General features: G+C 72.2%; 21 protein-coding genes and 1 other RNA gene. 13 read left to right on the top strand and 9 right to left on the bottom strand.

The genetic code is table 11. From position 1 onward, the window contains the following. The first annotated feature begins 92 nt into the window (after positions 1-92). From AB0J72_RS30210 to AB0J72_RS30190, 5 genes are all read left to right on the top strand, one after another. The gene (locus tag AB0J72_RS30210; RefSeq protein WP_363404420.1) at positions 93-1,397 is read left to right on the top strand and encodes a M23 family metallopeptidase; all 1,305 of its coding nucleotides are present in this window, start codon (positions 93-95) and stop codon (positions 1,395-1,397) included. Between the two features lie 95 nt (positions 1,398-1,492). Beyond that, positions 1,493-1,972, top strand: coding sequence for an SsrA-binding protein SmpB (gene smpB, locus AB0J72_RS30205; protein ID WP_363404418.1), 480 nt, complete (start codon positions 1,493-1,495; stop codon positions 1,970-1,972). 69 nt (positions 1,973-2,041) lie between these two features. Beyond that, the gene (locus AB0J72_RS30200) at positions 2,042-3,454 is read left to right on the top strand and encodes an SRPBCC domain-containing protein (protein ID WP_363404416.1); all 1,413 of its coding nucleotides are present in this window, start codon (positions 2,042-2,044) and stop codon (positions 3,452-3,454) included. A gap of 67 nt (positions 3,455-3,521) precedes the next feature. Then, positions 3,522-3,895, top strand: a transfer-messenger RNA (tmRNA) gene (ssrA, locus tag AB0J72_RS30195). A 1,525-nt stretch (positions 3,896-5,420) separates the two neighbouring features. Next, on the top strand, positions 5,421-5,759 hold the full coding sequence (locus AB0J72_RS30190; protein WP_363404414.1) for a hypothetical protein: 339 nt from the start codon (positions 5,421-5,423) through the stop codon (positions 5,757-5,759). A gap of 238 nt (positions 5,760-5,997) precedes the next feature. On the opposite strand, the gene AB0J72_RS30185 is transcribed toward AB0J72_RS30190, so the two are convergent. The 6 genes from AB0J72_RS30185 to AB0J72_RS30160 form a co-directional block, all read right to left on the bottom strand. After that, entirely contained in the window at positions 5,998-7,890 is a 1,893-nt protein-coding gene (locus AB0J72_RS30185; protein WP_363404412.1) for a carboxypeptidase-like regulatory domain-containing protein, read from the bottom strand. 60 nt (positions 7,891-7,950) lie between these two features. Continuing rightward, complete coding sequence (locus AB0J72_RS30180) at positions 7,951-8,706, bottom strand: hypothetical protein (RefSeq protein WP_363404410.1); 756 nt, start codon at positions 8,704-8,706, stop codon at positions 7,951-7,953. Positions 8,707-8,804: 98 nt separating this feature from the next. Further along, positions 8,805-9,449 carry a response regulator transcription factor gene (locus AB0J72_RS30175; RefSeq protein WP_363404408.1) on the bottom strand — a complete coding sequence of 215 codons (645 nt, stop codon included), beginning with the start codon at positions 9,447-9,449 and terminating at the stop codon, positions 8,805-8,807. Positions 9,450-9,461: 12 nt separating this feature from the next. Continuing rightward, on the bottom strand, positions 9,462-10,718 hold the full coding sequence (locus tag AB0J72_RS30170) for a sensor domain-containing protein (RefSeq protein WP_363404406.1): 1,257 nt from the start codon (positions 10,716-10,718) through the stop codon (positions 9,462-9,464). Further along, complete coding sequence (locus AB0J72_RS30165) at positions 10,715-12,034, bottom strand: ABC transporter permease (RefSeq protein WP_363404404.1); 1,320 nt, start codon at positions 12,032-12,034, stop codon at positions 10,715-10,717. Before AB0J72_RS30165 ends, AB0J72_RS30170 begins: the two co-directional genes overlap by 4 nt. After that, on the bottom strand, positions 12,031-12,753 hold the full coding sequence (locus AB0J72_RS30160; RefSeq protein WP_363404401.1) for an ABC transporter ATP-binding protein: 723 nt from the start codon (positions 12,751-12,753) through the stop codon (positions 12,031-12,033). Before AB0J72_RS30160 ends, AB0J72_RS30165 begins: the two co-directional genes overlap by 4 nt. Positions 12,754-13,072: 319 nt before the next feature. Here AB0J72_RS30160 and AB0J72_RS30155 point away from each other — a divergent pair, with 319 nt between their 5' ends. Continuing rightward, positions 13,073-15,082, top strand: a complete 2,010-nt coding sequence (locus tag AB0J72_RS30155) for a glycoside hydrolase family 6 protein (RefSeq protein ID WP_363404399.1) — start codon at positions 13,073-13,075, stop codon at positions 15,080-15,082. Between the two features lie 53 nt (positions 15,083-15,135). On the opposite strand, the gene AB0J72_RS30150 is transcribed toward AB0J72_RS30155, so the two are convergent. Both AB0J72_RS30150 and AB0J72_RS30145 read right to left on the bottom strand, forming a co-directional pair. Next, positions 15,136-15,645 (bottom strand): hypothetical protein, encoded by a 510-nt coding sequence (locus AB0J72_RS30150; RefSeq protein WP_363404397.1) that lies wholly within the window; start codon positions 15,643-15,645, stop codon positions 15,136-15,138. A gap of 66 nt (positions 15,646-15,711) precedes the next feature. Continuing rightward, complete coding sequence (locus tag AB0J72_RS30145; protein ID WP_363404395.1) at positions 15,712-16,710, bottom strand: DUF5937 family protein; 999 nt, start codon at positions 16,708-16,710, stop codon at positions 15,712-15,714. 124 nt (positions 16,711-16,834) lie between these two features. On the opposite strand from AB0J72_RS30145, the gene AB0J72_RS30140 reads away from it, so the two are divergent. The 7 genes from AB0J72_RS30140 (at position 16,835) to AB0J72_RS30110 (ending at position 24,097) form a co-directional block, all read left to right on the top strand. Then, complete coding sequence (locus AB0J72_RS30140) at positions 16,835-17,563, top strand: metallophosphoesterase (protein ID WP_363404393.1); 729 nt, start codon at positions 16,835-16,837, stop codon at positions 17,561-17,563. A gap of 11 nt (positions 17,564-17,574) precedes the next feature. Further along, positions 17,575-18,180 (top strand): pentapeptide repeat-containing protein, encoded by a 606-nt coding sequence (locus tag AB0J72_RS30135; protein WP_363404391.1) that lies wholly within the window; start codon positions 17,575-17,577, stop codon positions 18,178-18,180. A gap of 1,386 nt (positions 18,181-19,566) precedes the next feature. Further along, a complete protein-coding gene (locus AB0J72_RS30130; protein WP_363404389.1) occupies positions 19,567-20,088 on the top strand; it encodes a SigE family RNA polymerase sigma factor in 522 nt (173 codons plus the stop codon). After that, positions 20,085-21,275: a hypothetical protein gene (locus tag AB0J72_RS30125; RefSeq protein WP_363404387.1), complete on the top strand. Its 1,191-nt coding sequence runs from the start codon at positions 20,085-20,087 to the stop codon at positions 21,273-21,275. The genes AB0J72_RS30130 and AB0J72_RS30125 overlap by 4 nt, the downstream gene beginning before the upstream one ends. 34 nt (positions 21,276-21,309) lie before the next feature. After that, the gene (locus AB0J72_RS30120; protein WP_363404385.1) at positions 21,310-22,293 is read left to right on the top strand and encodes an aldo/keto reductase; all 984 of its coding nucleotides are present in this window, start codon (positions 21,310-21,312) and stop codon (positions 22,291-22,293) included. A gap of 42 nt (positions 22,294-22,335) precedes the next feature. Then, positions 22,336-22,824 carry a sigma-70 family RNA polymerase sigma factor gene (locus AB0J72_RS30115; protein WP_363404383.1) on the top strand — a complete coding sequence of 163 codons (489 nt, stop codon included), beginning with the start codon at positions 22,336-22,338 and terminating at the stop codon, positions 22,822-22,824. Next, the gene (locus AB0J72_RS30110; RefSeq protein ID WP_363404381.1) at positions 22,814-24,097 is read left to right on the top strand and encodes a hypothetical protein; all 1,284 of its coding nucleotides are present in this window, start codon (positions 22,814-22,816) and stop codon (positions 24,095-24,097) included. The genes AB0J72_RS30115 and AB0J72_RS30110 overlap by 11 nt, the downstream gene beginning before the upstream one ends. On the opposite strand, the gene AB0J72_RS30105 is transcribed toward AB0J72_RS30110, so the two are convergent. Continuing rightward, positions 24,087-24,200, bottom strand: coding sequence for a PASTA domain-containing protein (locus AB0J72_RS30105; protein ID WP_363404583.1), 114 nt, complete (start codon positions 24,198-24,200; stop codon positions 24,087-24,089). The two genes, AB0J72_RS30110 and AB0J72_RS30105, sit on opposite strands and share 11 nt — an antisense overlap. Positions 24,201-24,359 lie beyond the last annotated feature (159 nt).

Genomic DNA, 24,359 nt, shown 5'->3' with positions numbered 1-24,359 from the left:
AAGTGCACCACGATAGGGGCATTTCGCCAAAATTCCGGACTTATGGGTCTTTCACTGCGTACGGTAACCCTCAAGTGGTACTGGAGGGTTACGTGAACCGGATCAGGATCTTCTGCGCCATCGGGGCTTTCGTCGTGCTGCTGGGCAGCGGCACGGCCGGGCACGCAGACGCCCGCGACGACAAGGCCCGCATCGACCGCCAGATCCAGGAGACGCAGGCGACCCTCGAGGCGGCCACCGAGCGGGCCCAGCAGGCGGCGACCGACCACGCCGCCGCGACCGCCGCGCTGCCCGGCGCCGAGGACGCCCTCGAGGACGCCAAGGGCCGGGTCATCGCCGCCGACGCCGCCGCCCGCCAGGCGGAGCGCGACCGGGACGCCGCCGAGGCCGTGCTCGACTCGGCCGACGACGACTACGACGCCGCCAAGGCCGAGGTCGAGCAGGGTCGCGCCGACGTGTCCGTGTTCGTCGCCGCCACGTACAAGGGCAGCGGCTTCGCCATGTTCAACTCGATCATCGAGTCCGGCTCGCCGAACGACCTGGCGCTGCGCATCTCCTACCTCGACCGCGTCGCCGCCGAGAGCCAGCGGGCGCTGGACGACCTGACCCGCGCCAGGATGTCGGCGAAGCAGCGCTCCGACGTCGCCGAGCTGGCCCGCGACAAGGCCCGCCGGGCCGCCGAGCAGACCCAGCAGGCGCTGCAGGACAGCAGGACCGCGCAGGCGGGCGCCGAGCAGGCCGCCGCCGACGTCCGGGCCCTCATCGACAAGAGCGCGCAGGCCGAGGCCGTCGCCAACTCCGAACGCACCGCCGTCCTCGCCCGCTACCAGCAGCTCAAGGTCGACAGCGACCGCGTCGCCGGCGAGCTGCGGGCCGCCGCGGCGGCGGAGGCGGCGGCCGCGGCGAAGGCGGCCAAGGCGGCCGGCAAGACCGGCAAGACCGGCACCGGCGGCGCGCCGCTCACCACCGCGATCCCGCCGAAGACCGGTGCCTTCTTCCTGATGCCCGTGCACGGCTGGAAGTCCAGCAACTACGGCATGCGCTTCGACCCGGTCTACAAGGTGTACCAGCTGCACGCCGGCATCGACGTCGCCGCCGGCGGCGGCCAGCCGATCGTCGCGGCCGCCGACGGCAAGGTGGTCAGGGCCGGCTGGGCGGGCGGCAACGGCAACTACACCTGCATCTCCCACGGCCTCTACCAGGGCAAGGGGCTGGCCACCTGCTACGGGCACCAGTCGCAGATCCTCGTCCACGTCGGCCAGACCGTGCACCGCGGCGAGCTCATCGGCCGGGTCGGCACCACCGGCGCGTCGACCGGCAACCACCTGCACTTCGAGGTCCGCCTCAACGGCAGCCCCATCCAGCCGCTGAACTGGCTGCCGGGCTGCCTCTGCTGACCGCCTGCCGGCCGCATGCTCGCTTCCGCTCCGCCGGAAACGTCCTTGCTCAGCGCGATACGCTGATACTCCTGTCAAGATTTGTGGAGGGGTCGATGCCGCGCGAAAAGGGACGCAAGGTCGTCGCGTCCAACCGGAAGGCGCGCCACGACTACGAGATCCTCGAGACGATCGAGGCCGGCGTCGTGCTCACCGGCACCGAGGTCAAGTCGCTGCGCGCCGGGCGCTGCTCGCTCGTCGACGCGTTCGGGCAGATCTCCGACGGCGAGGTGTTCCTCCACGCGATGCACATCCCCGAATACACGATGGGCACCTGGACGAACCACCCTCCCCGTCGCGTCCGGAAGTTGCTGCTGAAGCGGCAGGAGATCGGCCGCATCGGCAACAAGGTCCGCGAAAGCGGCCTCACGCTGGTGCCGCTCTCGGTGTACTTCTCCGACGGTTGGGCCAAGGTGGAGATCGGCCTCGCCCGGGGCAAGAAGTCCTACGACAAGCGCCAGTCGCTGGCGAAACGTGACGCCGAGCGGGAGATCTCTCGCGTCATGGGCAGCCGCAACAAGGGCAGAACCGAGTAAATCGTCTCGCGTGGCTGAGTAGTGCTCGTCGGGCGAGCGAGCAATGCGTACAAGCCATATAGTCCGTGCGTGACCGAGATTCGGGTCGATGTCGACCTCGAGCACCCACCGTCCGCGGTGTGGCGTGCGCTCACCGAGGCCCACCTCGTCACCGAATGGCTGCCCACGACCCGGTTCATGGTCCGCGACGACGGCACGTTCACGTTCCAGGCGACCGCCCTCGACGGCCTCGAGGACCCGATCGAGGGCGAGATCGTCACCACCGAGACGGCGCACCGCCTGGTCATGCGCTGGTCGGGGGAGAACCTGCACACCGTCGTCGCGCTGACGCTCGACGAACTGGCCGACGGACGCACCCGGCTCACGATGACCCAGAGCGGGTTCCTCGGCCCGCAGGGGACGATGCGGCGCAGGGTGCTGCGCAGGACGTACCAGCAGCTGTTCGAGGGCCCGCTCGCGGCGACCCTGCAGAAGCACGCCCAGCCGCCGTCCACCCCGGTCACCGCCGTCGACGCTCCGGCGGCCGTGCGGCGCAACGACGGCGGGCCGTTCAACCGGCTTCCGCGCCAGCCCAACGCGCCGAGCCGCTCCGCGCCCGGGCTCAGCTCGCACACCCGCTCGACCGCCGGCCCGCGCTCGACGACCACCATGCCCGGCTTCGCCGCCGCGGTCCTCGGCGCCCGGGCGACCGGGGTCGCGGCCGTGCCCGTCGTCGCGGAGGCCACTGCCGCGACCGACGCGTCGCCCGCCGCCGCGCCCAGTCACCGGTCCACACGGCCATCAGGCATCGCGGCCGGCGTGCGTCGGCTGGGCTCCCTCGGTACATCTGCCGCAAACGCCATCATCTCGCCGGTACGACGCGTCGCGGCCGCTCGGGACTGGTCCGCCGACCGTCGCAGCCAGGCCGTGGCGGCGGCGGCCGCGATCCTGCTGCTGCTCGCGATGATCGCCCTGCTCGTCGGCAAGGCCACCGCGCCGCACCCGGCCAAGCCACCGCGCACCGGCGGCGGCGTCGAGGGGCCCGTGCAGGCCACGTTCCCGGGCACGCCGGCCGAGCGGTCCCCGCGCCCCGCCCTGGTCGCGGCGAGCTCCGCCGCGGCGACCGCGCCGCCGTCGGTCACGGCCGCGCCCAGCGTGGTGGCCGCGTCCGGTCCGCAGCTCACCGCCAGCAGCCGCACCGAGAACCTCACGCTGACGTCCTACCGGGTCACCGTCACCGTCACCAACCCCGGCCCCGCCGCCAGCACCGACTGGACGGTCGCCGTCGTCCTGCCCCTGCTCGACCTCACCGTCCGCAACGTCGACGGCGCCGTCATGACCCGCACCGGCCTCAAGGCGATCTTCACCCCGGTCGACAGCACCCGCACCGTCCGCCCCGGCGGCACCGCCACCCTCCGCTTCGAGGTCGAAGGCCTCGGCGTCCGCAACGCCCCCCTCACCTGCACCATCGACGGCCGTCCGTGCACCCAGGTATCGGGATGAAAAGCTGGACGGAAGGAGTTACTCTGGATCAGTCGCTCGTGGGAGCGGCAGCCAACACCACCCGCGCGGGGGTGACTGGTTTCGACTTTGTGCGCCGCGTTAGGGGAAGCGAGCCGAGGAAGCCGACGTTGTCTCGCGAATCAGTCGTCGGAAAAGTATAAGCGCCAATTACAAGCGCTCCGATCTCGCTCTCGCTGCCTAAGCAAGGGTAGAGATCTGTCGGTCCGGGTTCGCCTTCGACCCGATCACCGGCATCAGCTAGAAGGCTGGCCAACCGAGTCCTGTCGCGGGGCTCGTGCGGCGAGATCAATCGCGACTGGACCCGTCATACCGACTCGCTCGCGTGATCGGTAGGGCCGAGTAGAGACACAGCGAGCTGCGCTCGGAGAAGCCCTAACAAAGCAACGAAGGACCCGGGTTCGATTCCCGGCACCTCCACCGCCGAACGCCCCCTGCTCACGCAGGGGGCGTTCGCCGTTGGCGGTTCCGGATTCCCCGCGCACCGGCTGCGCCGGTGCTCCCCACAGGGGGAGCTTCGCTCCACCCTCGCCCCCTCAAGATCCGTCGCCGCGGCGACGGATCGGCAAGGGGCGCTCCCGTGGGTGTCTCGATCGGGCTCGGACTGCATTTGTGCAGTTGTCCGTTCGAGGTCTGCCGTCGCGCCGGGGGTCGGCAGGGGCGCTGAGGACGTGTGCCGATCGCCCGTGGTGCGCTGCACGGCTATGTCGGGCCACGACCGATCAAGGCGTCCGTTTTCGCGGAGGACGACGGTGGATCGCCACGATCCGTGGAGGACGTGAGCGAGGCCGACATGCCCGCCGTTCGTCAATGCCTCCATCAGCGCGACCCGGTTCTCGTCGAGCTCTGCGTAGTGCTTCGCCAGGTTCGGGCCGGTGCCGTTGATCCAAAGCGTGATCTCCGCGCCGTGCCTGAGCGCGGCGGCCACTCATCTCGTAGCGGCCCAGACTCCGCGGTCGTGATCGCGGCGTGGAGCCGTTCCTGGGCACCTGGTCGCGTGGGGGCCGCGGCGGCGCGTTCGGCGCAGCGGGAACATGCCGATCGGTGCTCCGCCGCGTACTGGCCGGCGGACAATCACCGGACGCGAGGTCATGGGAATGATCGCGACGAACCGCCACGAATCGGTGACCACCTCCGCCATCCCGAACGGACCCTCGGTCTGCAAGGCCGCGTGGGCTTGACTGCCACCCTCGATCGCCTCATGGAGCCTGGCTGATGACCGGATGCCGTCAGCAGACACCCCAAGAATCCATGGGTGGACCGGTGCGCCCTTCTTAGGGCCTCGATCAATTCGTCGCGCAGTGGCCCGGCATCCGCAGTAACGAAATTGCCGTACAGCATCTCCTGCGGGGACGGTCGGGGCGGTGTCGCGGCGGCCCGCTCCACGCAGCGTGCGCACGCCGACTCGGTGTCGGGAGCGAAGAAGCCGGGCGCCTGGTCCACGCGACGCAGGGGGATGCCGCACAAGGTCGCCTTGCGGGACGCCGCGTGCGCCATCTCGCCTGAGGGGCTCGACGTGACGCAGTTCAAGAAGGCAACCGGTATGCGCTCCCACACATGCTCACCGACCACGCGGCGACACTTGCCCGGCCGCCGCGAACGGACCATTCCGACAGCAGGCCGCATCAAGCCGCCGGGTTCAAGTAGGCCATCGTCAGCTCCACCATGGAGGGCGTCATCGAACCCGCGCCAGCAAGAGCGGCGCGGAGGAGATCGCCATCAGAGGCGGGGTCACCGACATCGGTGACCCCGCCTCTTGCGAACTCAGCTAGGGGCCTGACCTGGGCGCCGAGGTCATCGGACGACACGAACGGCCCCTGGTCCTCGGCGTCGTTTACCGAACTGGTTCTGTCACGTACATTGCCGCTGGTGGCTTCAGGTCTCTTGTGATCCACCTGTCCCCGCCGAGATGGAGACCGCCTTGGAAGCAGGCTGGACACTCTCAGACGTGTGGATTCTGCGGTCGATCAGCGGGGTGGACCCGGCGCGGGGGTCGTCGTTGCGTGGGGTGATCGCCGCCGCTGACTACCTCAACCATGCGATTCCGCGGGAGGACGAGCTTGTGGCGGCGCTCGGCCGGCTGGCCGCGGCTGGGCTGGTCGAGTTCGACGTTGCCGCTGACCGGTACTGGCTCACCGCGGCGGGCCAATCGTCGGCGGCGCACCGTGGGACGTTCATCGCCGGGCTGGCCGCATTGCCCGAGCCGCCACCGGTGAGTCCGCCGCTGGCATTGCCCACTGGGGTCTTCTCGTCTGCGGTGGGCCAATATCTGCACGACTCGACATGAAAATCTCGGCTCCATCGCGGCCGTCACGGGTTCAAGTAAGCGAGCGCTACCTCCACCTCTGGACGGCCCCTGCTGACGCAGGGGGCGTTCGCCGTTGGCGGTTCCGGATGCCCCGCGCACCGGCTGCGCCGGTGCTCCCCACAGGGGGAGCTTCGCTCCACCCGCGTCCCCTCAACACCGTCCGGGCTCCTACGGGTGTCGGGGCCGGGGTCCGCTGTGGCGGCCCCGGCCGGGGTCGCTACGGGACGATGACGTCGACGGTCAGGGTTCTGTTGTTTCGGATCTGGTACGTCTGGGCGTGGGCGAGGTCGGCGCCGCCGAGCCAGCCGCTGCGGCCGTCGGGCAGCTGGTAGAAGATCTTGATCTGTTGCGGGGCGATGTTCGGGATCGTGAATGTCATGGGCGGGGTGCTGTACTGGTTGTTGCTGTCTCCGGAGTGGAGCGCCTCGCCGGACAGGGCGTCGTACGCGACCACGTACGCGTTGAGCGGGTTGCCGGCCGGGTCGTGGACCGTGCCGGTGAGGGTGCCGCCGCCGGTGCGCAGTTTGATGTTCGCGGCGGCCTTCTTGCCGGCGGGCACCGTCACCTTCGTCGCCTCGGGGCGGTTCACCGCGTTGCCGGACCAGCGCCACTGGTACCCGCGGCCGATGAACTGCACCGGCCATGCGTACGGGCCGACGCCCGGGATGCTGTACGTGCCGTCGGCGCCGGTCGAGAACGCGCAGCCGCCCTGGGGGGCGAAGCCGTGCGACAGGGCGACGACCGAGACGCAGACGCTTGCGACCGGGGCGGCGGTGCTGACGTCGGTCACCTTGCCGCGGACCGTGCCGGCCCGGTCGAACTGGATGGTCGGCGTGGTGATCGCGTCTCCGGACGCGACCGTGAACCGCTGGGCGGCGTCGCGGTCGCCCGTGCCGCCGGCCGCGCCGACCCACTGCAGGCCGAGTGCGTCGCCGCGCGGGTCGGCGAGCAGCTGGTACGTGCCCGGCTCCAGCGGACCGATCACCACAGAGCCCGGCGTCGGGCCCGGCCGCTCGTCCGAGCAGAAGCCGTACGGGTCGTAGCCGTAGGGCTGGTCGATGTTCGCCACGCCGATGCAGCCGTCGACCGCGGTGCCGCCGTCGCGGCTGACCATGGTGGCGGTGATCGACGCGCCCTGGCGCATGGCCACGTCGATCGTCGCGGTCTGCCCGGCGGCGATCGTGACCGGCGCGTAGGGCACCGTCAGGTGGAGGTGGTCGTCGATGTTGACGTTGAGTGTGTACGTGCCGACGAAGAGGCCGGTGATCAGCAACTCGGCACCGGTGGCGCAGCCTCTGACGTTGTCGGTGTTCGTCGCCCACACGCAGAAGTTCTCCAGCGGTTCGCCGGTCGTGGCGTCGTGCGCGACGACCCGGAGCGAGCCTGTCGGCAGGAAGGTCTCGTCGACCGTGGTCAGCTGGCCGTCGGTCACCGTGAACCGGTCGGCCGCGGCGCTGTCGAGCGTGCCGTGCGCGTACTGCGAGACCCCCGCGGGCCCCGAGAACGCGACGACGTAGTCGCCGAGCGTCAGGTCGTCGATGCGGTACCGCCCGTCGGTGCCGGTGCTCGTCCAGCCCGAGCCGCTACCGCCCGGCTGGCTGGCGGTGACGCCCACGTTGGCCGCCGGGCTGCCGTCGGCCTTGGTCAGCCGCCCGCCGACCGAACCCGTCGGCAGCACCGTCTCCACGACCTGCACCGCCTGGCCGGCGGTCACCTCGACGGGCACCGCGGTCTCGTAGGAGGTCTTCCCGCCCGACCACTGGTCGAACGCGTTGCGGACCCGGTAGTTGAGCTTGTACGAGCCGGCCGGCAGATCGAGCGTGAACGCGCCGCTGGACGGCACGGTGACGCTGGTGACGAAGTTCTGCTCGGCGCTGTCGAAGACCGTGAGGTATGCCCAGGTCGGCGTGCCGTCCCGGTTCAGCAGGCGGCCGGAGATCGTCCCGGTCGGCAGCTCGTCGTCCACCATCATCGTGGCTCCCGCGCCCACGGTGATGACACTTGTGCCGGTCGCGGCGTGCGCCGGCGTGGTGGAGACCGCCGCGCCGGTGATCGTGGCTGCCGTCACCGCTGCGTAGAGCAGGGTACGGCGCAGTGCATGCTGTCGCATGTCCGCTCCTGAATGGATGGGGTGGTCATGAACGCCCCCTGCTCACGGGGCGTGGTTGTGTCAGTGCCGGTCGCGGATGGCGAGCAGGTCCTGGTCCGGTGAGGGCTCCAGGCTGCTCTCGTCGATGATGCTCATGACGGTGAGCGCGATGGCTCGGATGCCGAATGCCACGGCGGTGAACACGCCCAGTTGGATCGGGTCGATTCCGGCGTTGCTGTCGACCTGGATGGACGGGTCCGTGGTCACCACGCTGGCGATCCGGTACTGCGCGATCGTCAGGCAGATGGCCAGCACGGTGACGGCGGTCGCGACGGCGGACCGGCGGGTGGCGCCGGTGCCCAGCCACACCGAGACGCCGGTCGCGACGCCGAGCCCGGCGGCGACGACCAGGGCGTTGACGGTGTCGATCGACAGGGCCGAGCTGGTGCGCCCGGCGAGCGCGGCCTGCAGGCTCATCACGCCCAGCAGCAGGCCGACCGCCGTGCCCGCGCCGGCTGTCCACACTGGATGAGGGTGCTTGGCGACCAGCCACAGGACGCCGGCCGTGAACACCACCGCTAGCACGGTCAGGGCCATGCTCGGGGCCAGGAAGAAGTGGACCTGGTAGTCGCTCATGTGGATGGCGGTGGCGGCGACGAAGAGCATGTCGTCGCGCGCGGTCTCGACCAGCGCCCACGACGCCACCAGCACCAGCAGGAGGCGGCTGCGCGCCGAGCGTCGTTGGTCGGTCATCCGGACCAGGCAGAACACGGCCAGCAGGCACCCGACGGCATTGCCGAGGAGGACGCCGAGGACGAACAGGATCTGGTGGTCCACAGCGTGCCCGGCCTCCTGTCGAGTGGTGCGGCTGAGCCAGCCAGCTGACTCGATGCCACCTGGCAAGCGCGCATACCGTACCTTGCCGTCGCCGCGCGTCAGGACCTCAGGTAACGCAGGACGGCCAGCACCCGGCGGTGGTCGGTGCGGGCCTGCGGCAGGTCGAGCTTGGTGAAGATGGCGGTGACGTGCTTCTCGACGCTGCGCTCGACCAGGTGCAGGCGTTCGGCGATGGCGACGTTGGAGCGGCCCTCGGCGAGCAGGCCGAGGATCTCCCGCTCCCGGTCGCTCAGCCGGGCGAGCCCAGCGTCGGCGGCGGGCGTGGCGAGCAGCTGCCGGACGACCTCGGGGTCCAGGGCGGTGCCGCCGGCGGCGACGCGTTGCAGCGCGCCGACGAACTCGCCGGTGCTGACGATGCGGTCCTTCAGCAGGTAGCCGACGTGACCGGCGTTCTCGGAGAGGAGCCGGCGGGCGTAGCCGGTCTCGACCCACTGCGAGAAGACCAGCACCCCGACCTGGGGGTGCGTGGCCCTGATCGCCAGCGCCGCCCGCAGTCCTTCGTCGACGTGGCCGGGCGGCATCCGTACGTCGACGACCGCCGCGTCAGGTGGGTCCGCGGCGACCGCGGCGAGCAGTGCCTCCGCGTCGCCGACCGCGGCCGTCACCTCGATGTCGTGCTCGGCGAGCAGCAGCGCGATGCCGTCCCGCAGCAGCGGGTTGTCCTCGGCGATGGCCACGCGCATCGACAGGTCCTCTCAGGGCCGTTCGGGAAGGATCATGGTGACCGTCGTCGGGCCGCCGGCCGGGGAGTCCACGGCGAGCGAGCCGTCCAACGCGGCTGCCCGGCGGGTCAGCCCCGCCAGCCCGGTGCCGGCGGCCGAACCCGCCGAACCCTGCGCGCCCGCCGGACAAGCCGCGCCGCCGCGGCCGTCGTCGGTCACGGTCAGGCGCAGGCGGCCGGACGCGGCGCGCAGGTCGATGCGCACCCGGGTGGCGCCGGCGTGGCGGGCGACGTTGGTCAGCAGCTCGGCCACGGCGAAGTACACCGCCGACGCCGTCGCGTCCGGCGGGCGGGTGGCCAGCGACACGCTCACGTCCGCGGGGACGGCGCTGCGCGCCGCGAGGGTGGCCAGGGCGACGTCGAGGCCGTCGTCCAGCGCGGGCGGGTGCATGCCGCGGACGATGTCGCGCAGCTCCGCGAGGGCCTCCGTGACCGTGCCCCGCGCGTCGGCCGCCAGCTCGCGGACCGTCTCCTGGGTGCTGCGGTGCTCGATCCGCGCCAGGGTCAGGCCGAGGGCGACGAGCCGGGCCTGCGTGCCGTCGTGCAGGTCGCGCTCCACCCGGCGCAGCAGCGCCGCCGCGTCGGACTGCAGGGCCGCCCGCCCCGCCTCCAGGTCGGCGATGCGCCGCTGCGAGCGGGTGGGGTGCAGCAGCCCGCGCACGAGGAGCCGGTCGAGCAGCACCATCAGGCGCAGCCACCAGGGCGTGGCGAGCAGGACCGCCGCGCCCTGCAGCGCGATCCACCAGGTGCCCGCCCAGGTGGTGGTGTCCAGGGCGCGCCAGCCGTCCGGCACCAGCGGCCACCACAGCGGGCAGGTGACGGCGACCGGCGCGAGCACCAGGCAGATCAGCCCGGGATACGCCCCGGCGAGCATGACTGGCCAGTGGGCGACGCCGTACATGAGCGCCCGCCAGGCCGTGGGGTCGGCCGGCAGCGCCCGGATCCGCCGCCACACGGTGCGGCCCGGCAGCGGCGGCGGGTCGCTCCAGTCCCAGCCGAGCAGCCGCCGCGCCGGCCCCCGGAAGTACCGCGGGAGGCGCCGGGCGACCGCCAGCACCCCGACCAGCAGCGGCAGGCCCACGGTCAGCACCGACGCGGCGGTGGCGACGACGCCGACCAGGGCGAGGACGACCGCCGGCAGACCGGCGAACACCCCGGAGACCAGGTACGCCAGCTCCCGCCAGGCCCGGCGGGTCAGCCAGGCCGTCAGCACGGTCGTCAGCACGGTCACCGCACCGTCTCGATCGGCGGCCGGCGCATCGCCAGGGCGGCGGGCAGCGCCGTGCCGGCCAGGACCAGGGCGGCCGTGCCGAGCACGCCGGTCAGCAGCCAGCTCGCCGGCAGCCACGGCCGCCAGGTGCCCAGCCCGGTGTGCAGCAACGGCAGGGTCGTCGTCGCGGCCACCGCCGCCCCGACCACCAGCGCCGTCCCGGTCACCAGCAGAGCCTCGCAGACGACGGCCGCCAGCGCGCGTCCGCGGGTCGCCCCGGCGAGCCGGGTGATCGCCAGGTCCCGGCGGCGGTCGAGGATCACCGTGACGAGCGTGTTGACCGCCGCCACGGCCGCGAAACCGACGTAGACGGCGGTCCCCGAATACTCCAGCCATCTGTCGGCGTCTGCGGCAGGTGTACCGGTGAGCCGCTCGGCCGTCTTGAACATGACCACCTTGACGGCGGTGAACGCGATGGCGAGGGTGAGCGGCACCAGCGCCCCGGACAGCGCCTTCGCCCGGACTGCGATGGCGTCGCCCGCGAGCCGGCCGGTGTCGCCGAACAGCCGTCCCGCCAGCGCGGTGACCTTGAGCAGGACCGGGCCGAGCAGTCCCGCCCCGACGCAGAGGGCGAGCATGACGAAGAGCCCCAGCGCGTCGGTGGTCTCCGCGTCCAGGCCGGCGATCGCGACGGACAGCCCCGCGCCGCCCGCGACCAGGACGAGCCCGGCGGCGGTGCGCACGACGCCGGTCCGGCGCCGCGGCGCGCCCGACTCCGCGAGGGCCGCGGCGGGCCGGATCTGGGACGGCCGGACCGCCGCGACCAGCGCGCCGAGCAGCGACGTGCCGACCGTGACCGCGAGGGCGACCGGGAGCGCGGCCGGGTGCGGGTGGAACGTCACCGCGGGCGGGGCGAAACCGTGCGAGACGACGCCGTCGATCCAGGCGCGGCCGCCGGCGCCGCCCAGCGGCACGCCGAGCAGCGTGGCGGGCACGGCGACGACCGCCGCCTGGGCGGCCACCGAGCGGCGGACCCTGCCCGGGGTGGCGCCGATCGCACGTACCAGGGCGATGTCGCGGGCCTGCTGGGCGATGGTGGCGGTCATCGTCACGCCGACGATGACGACCGACAGGTAGATCGCGATCATGACGAAGATGACCGCCATGTCGGCGATGCCGCTGTCGGCCAGCGCCCGCCGGCCGGCCGCGTCCAGCGGCGCCCGGTCGATCGAGGCGGTGATGCCCAGCCCGGCCGTGACGAGGGCGGCGGCCAGCAGCTGGGTCGTGAACGGCCCGAGGAACGACCACGGGTTGGCCCGCAGCGCCTGCCGGATCATGCGATCGCCCCCGCCGACACGCTCTGGAGGCGGCCGGCGATGGTGAGCGCGTCCGGGGTCACCGTGTCGGCGGCCACCGTGCCGTCGCGGAGCAGCACGAGGCGGTCGCTCCACGCCGCGGCCGCGGGGTCGTGGGTCACCATCAGCACGGTCACGCCGTCCCGGTCGGCGGCCCGGCGCAGCAGGCCGAGGATCTGGCCGCCGGTGGCCGGGTCGAGGGCGCCCGTGGGCTCGTCCGCGAAGATCACCGACGGCCCGGTGACCAGGGCGCGGGCGATCGCCACCCGCTGACGCTGGCCGCCGGAGAGCTCGCCGACGGGCCGCCGCCCCGTGCCGTCGAGGCCGACCGCCGCCAGCACCTCCTCGACGCCGCGCCGGCGGGGCGCGCCGAGCCGCCCGGGCAGCGCGAGGTTCTGCCGGACGGTGAGCTCGGACAGCAGGTTGTACGACTGGAAGACGAAGCCCACCCGGTCGCGCCGCCAACGGGTGAGCGGCCGTTCCCGCATCCTGCTGATCTCGCGTCCGGCCAGCCGGACCGAGCCGGACGTCGGCCGGTCCAGCCCGGCGGCGCAGTGCAGCAGCGTGCTCTTGCCCGAGCCGGTCGCCCCCATGACGGCGACGAACTCTCCGGCGCCGACGGTCAGCGACACCTGCCGGAGCGCGACGATGCCGCGGGGGAAGACGCGGGCGACGTTCTCGAGTGCCAGGACGGGTTCCATGCCGTCGAGCCTGGTCGAGGCGGGTCCCCGGGGCATCGGTGCTGCCGCGAGCCTCCGGGTTCGGGTAACCGCACCTTCCGTACAAAGGAATCCATGAAACTCGATGCGGAACCGTCGTGGCGGTCGTCGGCGGGAGCCCGGACCGTGCCCGCGTCGGCCATGAACGGGCTGGTCGGACGGGGGTTCGCGGCGAAAGTTTCAGGCCTCTTTCCGATTCCGCACGAGGTGGGCGGCACCCCGCGATCGATCGCCTTGACGGGGTGACGGGCCGATGCGGACCGTGTGACGCATCAGCCGCAACACCAAGTAAGGAGACTCGATGAGGCGCAAGCTCGCCCTCATATCGGCCGCCGCAGTCGTGGCGGCCGGGGGTACCGTTTTGATCGCCAACCAGGCGTTCGCGGCGGCCGGATGTTCGGCCAAGTACACGATCACCAACCAGTGGCCCGGCGGTTTCGGTGCCCAGGTCGACGTCACGAACCTCGGCGACCCGCTCACCAGCTGGAACGTCGGCTGGGACTTCGGCAACGCGTCCCAGACCATTTCGCAGATCTGGAACGCCAACAAGACCCAGACCGGCACGCACGTCAGCGCCACGAACCTGAGCTACAACGGCACCGTCGCCACCGGCGGGGTCATCTCGTTCGGGTTCAACGGCAACTGGAGCAGCGCCAACCCGGCCGGCACCAACTTCACGGTGAACGGCGTGGCGTGCACGGGCAACCCGACGAGCCCGTCGCCGTCGCAGTCGCAGTCCCAGTCGCAGAACCCGACCGCTCCGGTCGTGTCGCTGACCAGCCCGTCGTCCGGCTCCTCGTTCACCGCGCCCGCCACGGTGAGCCTGGCCGCGACCGCGACCTCGTCCGGCAGCACGATCAGCAAGGTCGAGTTCTACAACGGCTCGACGCTGCTCAGCACCGACACCAGCTCGCCGTACACCTACAGCTGGACCAACGTCGCCGCCGGCTCGTACTCGCTGACCGCCAAGGCGTACAACGCGGCGAACCTGTCGACCACCAGCACCGCGGTCCCGATCACCGTCACCACCGGTGGCAACGACCCGACGCACGTCGACAACCCGTACGTCGGCGCCAAGGTCTACGTGAACCCGGACTGGTCCGCCAAGGCCGCCGCCGAGCCCGGTGGCAGCCGGGTCTCCAACCAGCCGACCGGTGTCTGGCTGGACACGATCGCCGCCATCACCGCGCCGGCGGGCTCCGGGTACACGACGAGCATGCGCAAGCACCTCGACAACGCCCTCGCCCAGGGCGCCACGCTCGCGCAGTTCGTCATCTACAACCTGCCCGGCCGTGACTGCGCCGCGCTGGCCTCCAACGGCGAGCTCGGCCCGACAGAGATCGACCGGTACAAGACCGAGTACATCGACCCGATCGCCGCGATCGAGGCCGACCCGAAGTACAAGTCGATCCGCATCGTCAACATCGTCGAGATCGACTCGCTGCCCAACATCGTCACCAACGCGGGCGGTGAGGCCGGCGCGACCGCGGCCTGCGCGGTCATGAAGGCCAACGGCAACTACTCCACGGGCATCCAGTACGCCCTGAGCAAGCTGCACGCCGCCGGCACCAACACCTACAACTACATCGACGCCGCGCACCACGGCTGGCTCGGCTGGGACAGCAACTTCGGCCCCGCCGCGCAGCTCTTCGCCCAGGTGGCGCAGGGTGCCACCGGCGGCTTCGCCACCGTCGACGGCTTCATCACCAACACCGCGAACTACTCGGCCCTGGTCGAGCCGTTCGTCACCATCAACGCCACCGTCGGCGGCCAGTCGGTCCGCCAGTCCAAGTGGGTCGACTGGAACTTCTACACCGACGAGCTCTCCTTCGCGCAGGCGTTCCGCACGAAGCTGGTCTCGCTCGGCTTCAACAGCAACATCGGCATGCTGATCGACACCTCCCGCAACGGCTGGGGCGGCTCCGCCCGGCCGACCGCGGCGAGCACCTCGACCGACATGAACACCTGGGTCAACGCGTCCCGCATCGACCGCCGCATCCACGCCGGTAACTGGTGCAACCAGTCCGGCGCCGGCCTCGGCGAGCGTCCGCGGGCGACCCCGGCCACCGGTATCGACGCGTACGTCTGGATCAAGCCCCCGGGCGAGTCCGACGGCTCCAGCTCGCTGATCCCCACCGGCCCGAACAACCCGGGCGGCAAGGGCTTCGACGGGATGTGCGACCCGACCTACACCGGTAACGGCCGCAACGGCAACAGCATGAGTGGCGCCCTGCCCAACGCCCCGGTCTCCGGTGCCTGGTTCTCGGCCCAGTTCCAGCAGCTGATGACGAACGCCTACCCGGCGCTCTAGTTCCTCCCAGAAGGGCCCCCGCCACACGGCGGGGGCCCTTCGCTCGCTGTGCTCTACGCGAGGGTCCGGCAGAGGTTCTCCATCGTGCCGAGCTGGACCGGGACCTCGCGGTTGCCGTCCGGGTGCCTGATCACGACGAAGTCGCCGTGGGTGATGTAGTCGCCGCCGGGGAAGCCGACGTTGGCCGCCTTGATCGGCAGTGCGTTGTTGCCGTGCAGCTGCAGGATGCGGGTGCCGTCCTCCAGGTAGTACACGCGGATCGTGCCGGTGGCGTCCCGCACGACCGACTTGTGGTTGCTCGTGTTCGTGTAGCGGATCACCAGTACACCGGCGAAATCCTGCACCTTCGGCGAGCCGTCGGGATAGGTGGCGGGCGTGCGCATCCGCTCCTTGTCCCGGACGATGTCGCCCTTCACCTCGAACTGGCACACCTCGCCGGCCGGGATGACGAACGGCGGCGTGCTCGTCGGCTCCCAACCACCGGTGCCGCTCGACGCGGCCGCCGTCCCCGCCGTCATCGCCACGATCGCCGCCGCCATGACCAACGTCTTCACCACACGCATGTGGGCCTCCTTCATGTCTTCCGACATGGTGGGCGCGGCCGCGGCGGCGGCTCCACGATTCGGTCGTCACCGAATCGTCGCGGCCCTGTCGTCGCGACCCGTTGTCGCGGCTCCCAGGAGGTCGGTGCCCAGAGCCGTGCGCTGGTAGAGGACCTGCCGCCCCGACCGCCTGGACGTGACCAGCCCCGACCGGCGCAGCACCGACAGGTGCTCGCTGACCGACGCCGCGCTCAGCCCCAGATCCCGCGCGACCTGCGTGGTGGACAGCGGAAGGTCGAGCTTCACCAGCAGCGCCGCCCGGCTGCGCCCGAGCAGGTCGGCGACCGGTGGCACCGTCACCCGGGCCGTGCCCTCCCACACCTGCCCCACGCCGCGCGGGCTGTAGATCAGCGCCGGGCACTCCGGGCTGGTGTCTACCAGCAGCGACGGCCACGCGAACACGCACGGCACCAGCAGCAGCCCCGCGCCCTCCAGCCGGTTCCGCGACTGCCACGTCGGCCAGAGGATCCGCAGCGCGTCCTCGGCGTACTCCAGCTCCGGATGCAGGTTTCCCAGCAGCCGTACGATGCCGCCCGACGTCAGCTGATCCGCGCGATGGCCGATCTCGGCGTCGAGCAGCCCGGCCAGCCGCGACCAGATCGGCTCGATCGCGACCTGCCAGTACGCCTGGATCTCCGCCGCCAGCCGCCCCAGATGGCGCTCCGGGTCCTCGTACAACGGCAGCAACGCCTCAGGCAGCGGCTTGCCGAGCAGGTCCAGCTGCGCCCGCACCACCTCACCCGGCGTGCTGCGCACCCGCGCCAGCTCGTCGCCGAACCTGGTGTCCATCCGGTCCGGCGCCGGCGCCAGGAACTCCGGCACGTACCGCCGATCGCCCAGCAGCGCCCGCAGCAGGTCCAGCCGCAGCGCCGACACGCCCCCTCGCACCGACCTGACCCACGGCTGATGCATCCGCACCCGCCCGGCGTGATCAGCGACCCGCACGCTGCTCACGAGCTCCTGCATGGGCGAGCGCGCGAACCGCAGCCGCGCCAGGTCCCCCGGCTCGAACAACAGCTCGATCACCCAAACCACGATACCGAGGAATCCACCGATCTCCGGCCCGTCCGGCGGCGGGCGCCACGGGCGTGGGCCGCGCCGGTGCGATTGGATCTCGAAGGAGGGTCGGCGGCGGTCGTACCGTCGGGCGGTGACCCTCATCGCGCACGTCAGCGACACCCACTTCGACGACGGTGACGGCGGGCGCAGCGCCGAGCGGGTGGAGCGGGTGCTCTCCTACCTGGAGCGCCTGCGCCGGCCCGTCGACGCCGTGCTGGTCACGGGCGACGTGGCGGATCACGGGCGGGCGTCGGAGTATTCGGCCGCGAAGGTGCTGCAACGGCTCGGCGTACCGCTGCTGCAGACGCCGGGGAATCACGACTCGCGGCCCGAGTTCCGCCGCTACGTGGCCGCCGGCGGCGCCGGGCCCGTGGACCAGGTCGCGCGGGTCGGCGACCTGGTGTTCGCGCTGTGCGACTCGTCGATCCCGGGGCGTGACGACGGATGGCTGGCGGACGAGACGCTGGCGTGGCTCGACGACGTCCTGGCGGAGGGCGCACCGTCCCTCGTGTGCTTCCACCACCCGCCGGTGACGATCGGCCATCCGGCCGCCGACCGCGTGCGCCAGTTCGGGGCCGCCCGGCTCGCCGAGGTCATCGCCCGGCACCCCAACGTCCTCGCGCTGCTGTGCGGGCACATCCACAGCGCCACCGCCAGCGTCTTCGCCGGTGTACCCGTGCTGTCCGCCCCCGGTGTGGCATCGACGTTGGTCCTTCCGTGGGAGGGCGACGGCGGCCTGGACCTCTCCGCGCCACCCGCGCTGGCCTTCCACCTGTACGACGGCGGCCGCCTGACGACGTTTTTTGTCGTACCAAGGTGAGAAGGTGAGGCATGGCTGAGCGGCGAGCACTGACCCACACCACGATCTACGACGACGACTGGACCGACCACCACGCCGTCGGACTGGAGCACTCCGGGGTCGCGTTCGTCGACGTCGACATGTGCGAGGCGACCAACGAGCGGTCGGTCTTCACCGAGTGCACGTTCACCAACGTCAGGTTCAACTGCTCCGTGCAGACCGACGTCGCGTTCCTCAACTGCACATTCGTCGGCTGCAACTTCTTCGACGCCACCTTCACCCGCTGCAAGCTGGTCGGCAGCGCCTTCGACCGCTGCACCTTCGAGCTGCTGAAGGTCGAGGAGGGCGACTGGTCGTTCGTCGCCCTGCCCGCCGCGAAGCTCAGCAGCGCCGAGTTCACCGGCGTCCGCATGCGCGAGGCCGACCTGACCGCCGCCCGCTGCGAGGGCGCCACCTTCCGCGACGTCGACCTCTCCGGCGCCGCCCTCCAGAAGGCCGACCTCACCCGCTGCGACCTGCGCGGCAGCGACCTGTCCGGCCTCGACCCCCTGACCACCGAGCTCCGCAACGCCATCATCACGACCGACCAGGCAGCGATGATCGCGGTCGCCTTAGGCCTCGACGTCCGCCCCGCCTGACCCCAGCCGCCCCGCGCCCCTGGCACGGTCTGGCCCACCGCGACGCGGCCCGGCTACTGGCGTGGTCTGGTTCGGCGGGGCTGGGCTTGACGCGGTCCGGTTGCGGCGAGGGCTGGCTCGGCGTGGGCCGGTTCGGGTGGGGCTGGGCGTGGTTTGGCATGGGTCGCGGCGAGGGGTAGTCCGGCGTGGCTGGGCATGGGCTGTTCGGCGCGGCTGGGCTTGACGTGGTCCGATCGCGGCGCGGGCTGATTCGGGTAGAGCTTGGCGTGGTTCGGTTGCGGCGGGGTCTGCGCGGTCTGGCATGGCTGGGCTCGGTGTGGGCGGTGTGGTCTGGTTCGGCTGGGCGTGGTTCGGCCCGGGTCGCGGCGAGGGCTGGTCCGGCTGGGCTTGGCGTGGCCGGGTGGGGCCTGGTTCGGCGGGGCTGGGCTTTGATGCGGTCCGGTTGCGGTGCGGTTCGGCACGGGTTGGTTCGGTGTGGCAGGGCTCGGCGCGGGCGGTGTGGACTGGTTCGCCCGGGGGCTGCGCTCGGTGCGGTCCAGCTCGGGGTGGTCCGGCGCGCGGGGTGGTCTGGCTATGAGGCGGCTCGGGTGCGTCGGTCGCAGTGGTGGATGAGCTTGAGGGTGCCATCGCGAGCGGAGCAGTTCTTCGACAACGGTCCTGGTGGGCACCGCGCCATGGATGTGGGTGGTGGCCGGCCGGTCGACCGGGTTTGCGGCAGCGTTCGAGTCTGCGGTGGCGGGTCCAGGCGTCGACCGTGGTCTGCTCGGCGGCGAGGCAGCGCTGGACCTGGCGCACCGAGAGCCACTGGGCGTCTGTCCGCGCGGCGGGCAGGTCGTCGCTGGCCACGCTGGTCAGGGCCGCACCCATTCCCCGAGCGTGACGATGTTGCCCACGCACCAGAAGGTCGCGAGCCGGAGGTCCCCGCGTCAGAAAACTGCGCACCAGAAGCCCGTGAGCCAGAGGTCCTCACGTTGGAGGCCCGCGAGCGCAGGAGGCCGCGCGCCGGGAGACCGTCACTTGTGGACAAGAAGGTCGTCGCCGGCGTGCAAGACAGCGGGGCTGGCCAGTACAGGCGCGCCGTCGAGCAGGCCGTCGCGGTCGCCGGCGGCGGGATCGTCGGGGTCGGGCCGGGACAGGTCGCCCGCCGGTGCCTCGACGCGGGACTGCTGGACGAGTTGCGGATCAACCTGATCCCGGCGGTGTCCGGGTGCTCCGTGAACTCGTACGCACCGGAGAGGCCGCCAGGTTTGAGGAACCGACGGTCATCGCGGGGGCAGGGCGTCACCCGTCTGTGCTGCCGGCTGCGGGGCTGAAATTTCCGGCGGAAACCGTGCAACCGCGGACCGGGCGGGATGCGTTGAAGTCGCGACACCAGGGAGGGTGGGCATGCGGGCCGAGGCGAAGCGCGAGTACGTCGAGTACGTGAGCGGCGCCATGCCGTCGTTGCGGAGGCTGGCGTACATCCTGTGCGGGGACGAGCACCGGGCCGACGATCTCGTGCAGCAGGCGATCACCAAGCTGTACGTCAAGTGGCAGCGGATTCGGGACGTCGAGCATCTGGACCAGTACGTGCGGACGATGGTCGTCCGTGGGTTCGTCGACGAGCGGCGGCGGACCTGGTTCCGGGTCGGGTTGACGGCGGAGCCGCCTGACGCGCCGGACCCGCGGAGCGCGGCGGCGGAGCAGGTGGCGGAGGCCGTCGTGCTGCGGGCCGCGCTCGCCCGGGTGCCGCGCAGGCAGCGGGCGGTGCTGGTGCTGCGGTTCCTGTGCGACCTGCCGGTGGACGAGGTCGCCGCGATGCTGGACTGCTCGCCCGGCACGGTCAAGAGCCAGACCGCCCGCGGGCTGGCGACGTTGCGCAGGTACGTCGAGGAGGCCGAACCGGCCGAGATGCGGAGAGGACGATGACGGTGCACGAGCACGAGCACGAACAGGACGGTGCGGCGCTGCTGCGGCCGCTGGCCGGTGGGCGGCCGATGGGACCGTCCACGGTGGACGTCGCGCGGGCGATGGCCGACGGGGACCGGCACCACCGGCGGGTGCGGATCGCGGGCGCCGGCGCCACGGCCGTCATCGTGGCGGTCGCCGGATGGGCCGCGGTGGCGGACGGCGGGGCGGACAAGCCATCCGTGACGGGAGCGAGCCCCAACCCGGAACCGAGCCGGAGCACCGGCCCGAAGGGGTGCGAGGTGCAGAAGCTCGCGGAGGGGAAGGCGGTCGTCAGCGGGTCCGACCCGACCGGCAGGTACATCGTCGGCCGCACCTACGAGAGCGGGCACCCGTCGACCGTCGTGTGGGAGGACCGGCAGCTGCGGAAGGTGCCCATGCCGGGCGACGACCCGACGCTGTACGACGCCACCTCCAAGGGCGTGCTCGTCGGCGCCAGCTTCACCACCGCCGACACGACCACGGCGTGGGTGTACAAGGACGGGAAGTTCAGCAAGCTCGCCGGTACCGACGCCCAGGCGTTCGCGATCAACGAACGGGAGGTCATCGTCGGGTCGGTGCAGGGCAGGGCGGCGATGTGGGCGTCGCCGGACGCGCAGCCGACGATGCTGGCGACGCCGGCGAAGGGCATGACCGGCAAGGCGACCGGCATCGACGAGGACGGCACCGTGGTCGGCGCCCTGGTCGGCGGCGAGGTGAAGGCGGACCTGGGCTACGTCTGGTCGCCGGCGGGCACCGTCCAGCAGCTGCCGCTGCCGCAGGTCAACGGCAAGCCCGCGACCACGTACACCGCCAAGGGGATCCGGGACGGCTGGGTGGTCGGCTGGGCCGGGCACGACGAGCCGGCCCGCGGCGGCAGGTTCATCGGTGCGCCGCGGTGGAACCTGCGCACCGGCCAGCTCGACACGGCGGACGACCTGATGTGGGTGGTCAACGCCCAGGGCCGGATCGCCGGCGAGCAGACGATCGCCGCGCCCGACGGCACCACGCAGAAGCTGCCGCTGCCGGCCGGGTACGACGAGAAGACGGCGATGCTGACCGTCGAGGTGCTCAGCGACGACGGGACGGTCGTCGCCGGATACCTGTCCAGCCGGGGCAGCGAGATGAGCGCGGAGCCGGTCGCGGTCACGTGGAGCTGCACGAGTTGACCTGGAGCGCGCTCCAGCTGGCAGCCTGACGACCATGACGGAAACGAGGAAACTGGGCCGCAGCGGCATCGAGGTCAGCGCGCTGGGGATCGGCTGCTGGGCGATCGGTGGGCCCTTCTGGGCCGGGGACCAGCCGCTCGGCTGGGGCGAGGTCGACGACGACGAGTCGATCCGGGCGATCCGCAGGGCGCTCGACCTGGGCGTCACGTTCTTCGACACCGCCAACGTCTACGGCGCCGGGCACAGCGAGAAGATCCTGGCCACGGCCCTGCAAGGACGACGGGACCAGGCGGTCATCGCCACGAAGTTCGGCGGCACGTTCGACGAGCAGACCCGCCAGGTCGGCCCCGACGACGGCACGCCCGAGGGGGTCGGGCGGGCCGTCCGGGAGTCGCTGCGGCGGCTCGGCACGGACTACATCGACCTGTACCAGCTGCACATCAACGGCCTGCCCATCCCGCAGGCGCTGGACCTGATCCCGGCCCTCGAGGCGCTCGTGGAGCAGGGCCTGGTCCGCGCGTACGGGTGGAGCACCGACTTCCCGGAGCGGGCGACCGCGTTCGCCGAGGCCGGCGTCCACTGCACCACGATCCAGGCGGACCTCTCGGTGCTGCGGGGATCCTTCGGCGTGATCCCCGTCGCCGACCAGCACGACCTCGGCGTCATCATCCGCGGGCCGCTCGCGATGGGTCTGCTCGGCGGCAGGTACACCGCCGAGTCGAAGCTGCCGGAGGACGACGTCCGCGGGCTCAGCCCCGAGTGGATGACCTACTTCAGCGGCGGGCGGCCGGCGGCGGAGTTCCTGAACAGGATCGACGCCGTCCGTGACGTCCTGACGTCCGGCGGCCGGACCCTCGCCCAGGGTGCGCTCGCGTGGCTGTGGGCGTACAGCGGCCGGACCGTGCCGATCCCGGGCTGCCGCACCGTCGCGCAGGTCGAGGAGAACGCCGGCGCGCTCGCCCACGGGCCGCTCACCGCGGCGGAGCTCGCCGACGTCGAAAAACTCATGGGAAGGTAGCCGGAACCGACCCGGCACCTCGTGCGCCTGCACGATGTGACCGTGGTGACTGACGATCCCGCCCCGGAGGGCCTCGACCAGGAGGACTTCCGGGAGGTGTACGCCGCGCACTACCCGGCGCTCGTCCGGCTGGCGTATCTGACGACGGGCAGCCTCGCCGCGGCCGAGGACGTCGCGCAGGAGGCGTTCATCGAGTGGTTCCGCCGCGGCGACCAGGTCCGCGAGCCGGTGCCGTTCCTGCGCCGGGCGGTGGTGTCGCGGTGCACGTCGTGGGTGCGCCGCCGCCGGCTGGAGCGCCGCCACGCCACCGCTTCGTGGGAGCTGACCGCCGAGACGACACCCGACGCCCAGGTCGTCCGGGCCGCGCTGCGGAAGCTCTCGCCGCGGCAGCGGGCGGCCGTCTTCATGCGGTTCTACCTCGACCTGCCGGAGGCGCAGATCGCCGCCGCGCTCGGCTGCCGCCCGGGCACGGTCAAGTCGCTGCTGCACCGGGCGCTGACCGCGATCAAGGAGGACCTCGATGTCGTCTGACCCGCAGGCCCGCATCGGCGCGGCCGTCCGCTCCATCGCCGACGCCGTCCCCGTCGACCCTCCGGACCCCGCCGCGCTGATGGCGCGGGCCACGGCGAAGCCGGGCCGGTGGCGTCCGCTGCTCAGTGCCGCCGGGGTGCTGGGTGTACTGGCAGCGGCGGCGCTCGGCCCGGGGCTGCTGGCGCAGCCGGCGGCGCCCACCGACGGGACGGTCCTGCCGACCCGCCTCGCGGGCCTGTCGCTGCTGACCGCCCCGGTGTCCAAGGCACCGCCCGGCCCCGCGCTCCTCATGTACGTGCAGGGCAGCAACGGCCCGCGCTGGCTGCACACCCTGCAGACGGTCGTGCTGAGCACCGACGGGCACACGTACCGCCGGCTCGACGAGGCCGAACGGCGCGGCGGCCCAGTCGAGCTCGGGACCTGGCAGGACGCGCCGGCGCTGCTCGCCCCCGACGGCACGCGGGTCGCGGTCGGCAGCATCGGCGCCGCCACCGACGTCGCCGTCGTCGACCTGCGCACCGGCGTGACCGCCACCAGCGCGACCTCCGGCACCGGGGCGGTCCAGCCGCTGGCCTGGTCACCTGACGGGACCCGCCTCGCGTACACGGTGGGCGACACCGAATCGGCGGTCCTCGACCTCACAACCGGCACCTCCACCAGGCTCGCGACGGTGGCGACGGCCGCCGCGTTCTCGCCCGACGGCCGGCGGCTCGCCGTGCAGGGCGCCCCTGACACGGAGGTCGAGCCGCGGCGCGCGATCCGCATCCTCGACCTCGCCGACAGTGAGGTCGTCACCGGACTCGACCCCGTCGGCTTCGGCGTGCTGATCGCCGGGCAGGCCGCCTGGTCGCCGGACGGCCGGTGGCTCGCCGTCGCCGACAACGCCGGCGTGGGCAAGCTCGACTGCACGATCAGTTTCCTGACCACCGACGTGCGTGACCAGGGGACACCACCCGCGCCGATCGTCACGAAGGAGCAGATCGCGCTGGTCGGCTGGGCGGCGCAGGACCGGCCGCTGGTCACCCAGGGCGGCGCCACCGAGCACCGCACGGTCAGCGGACCGGACCTGCGCCCGCTGACCACCGCCGACGGCTCCACCACCTACGACCTGCAGGCCGCCTCCGCGCTGCTGCCGTCGGCGCGGGTCGCCCCGGGCGGCGACCCCGACCGCGGCCCGTGGCCGGTCTGGCTCCGCCTCACCGTCGCCGCGGCCGCCCTCGCCGCGGTCGGCCTCGGCTGGCTGCTGTGGTCCCGGAGAAGAGCTACCAGGTGACCTCGCAGCCCTTGGCGGGCGCCTTGCCGACGGTCAGGTTGACCGCCGAGCCGCGCAGCACCAGCGTCTCCGCCGCGGGGTCCTGCTTGACGACCCGGTCCAGGTTGCGGCAGTCCTCGACGCCGGTGACGGTGTGCGCAGCGGCCCTGACGCGCCCCTGACGCGTCGCTGACCTGCTGAAGCGGCGGCTTCACCGACCCGAGCCACAGCGGCTCGTCGCGGCCCTGACCGTAGGTGGCGAGCAGCGCCTGCGCCTCGATCG

Source organism: Dactylosporangium sp. NPDC049742 (assembly GCF_040674675.1).
In the GTDB taxonomy this organism is placed as follows: domain Bacteria; phylum Actinomycetota; class Actinomycetes; order Mycobacteriales; family Micromonosporaceae; genus Dactylosporangium; species Dactylosporangium maewongense.
This window is presented reverse-complemented; position numbering and strand designations above follow the sequence as displayed.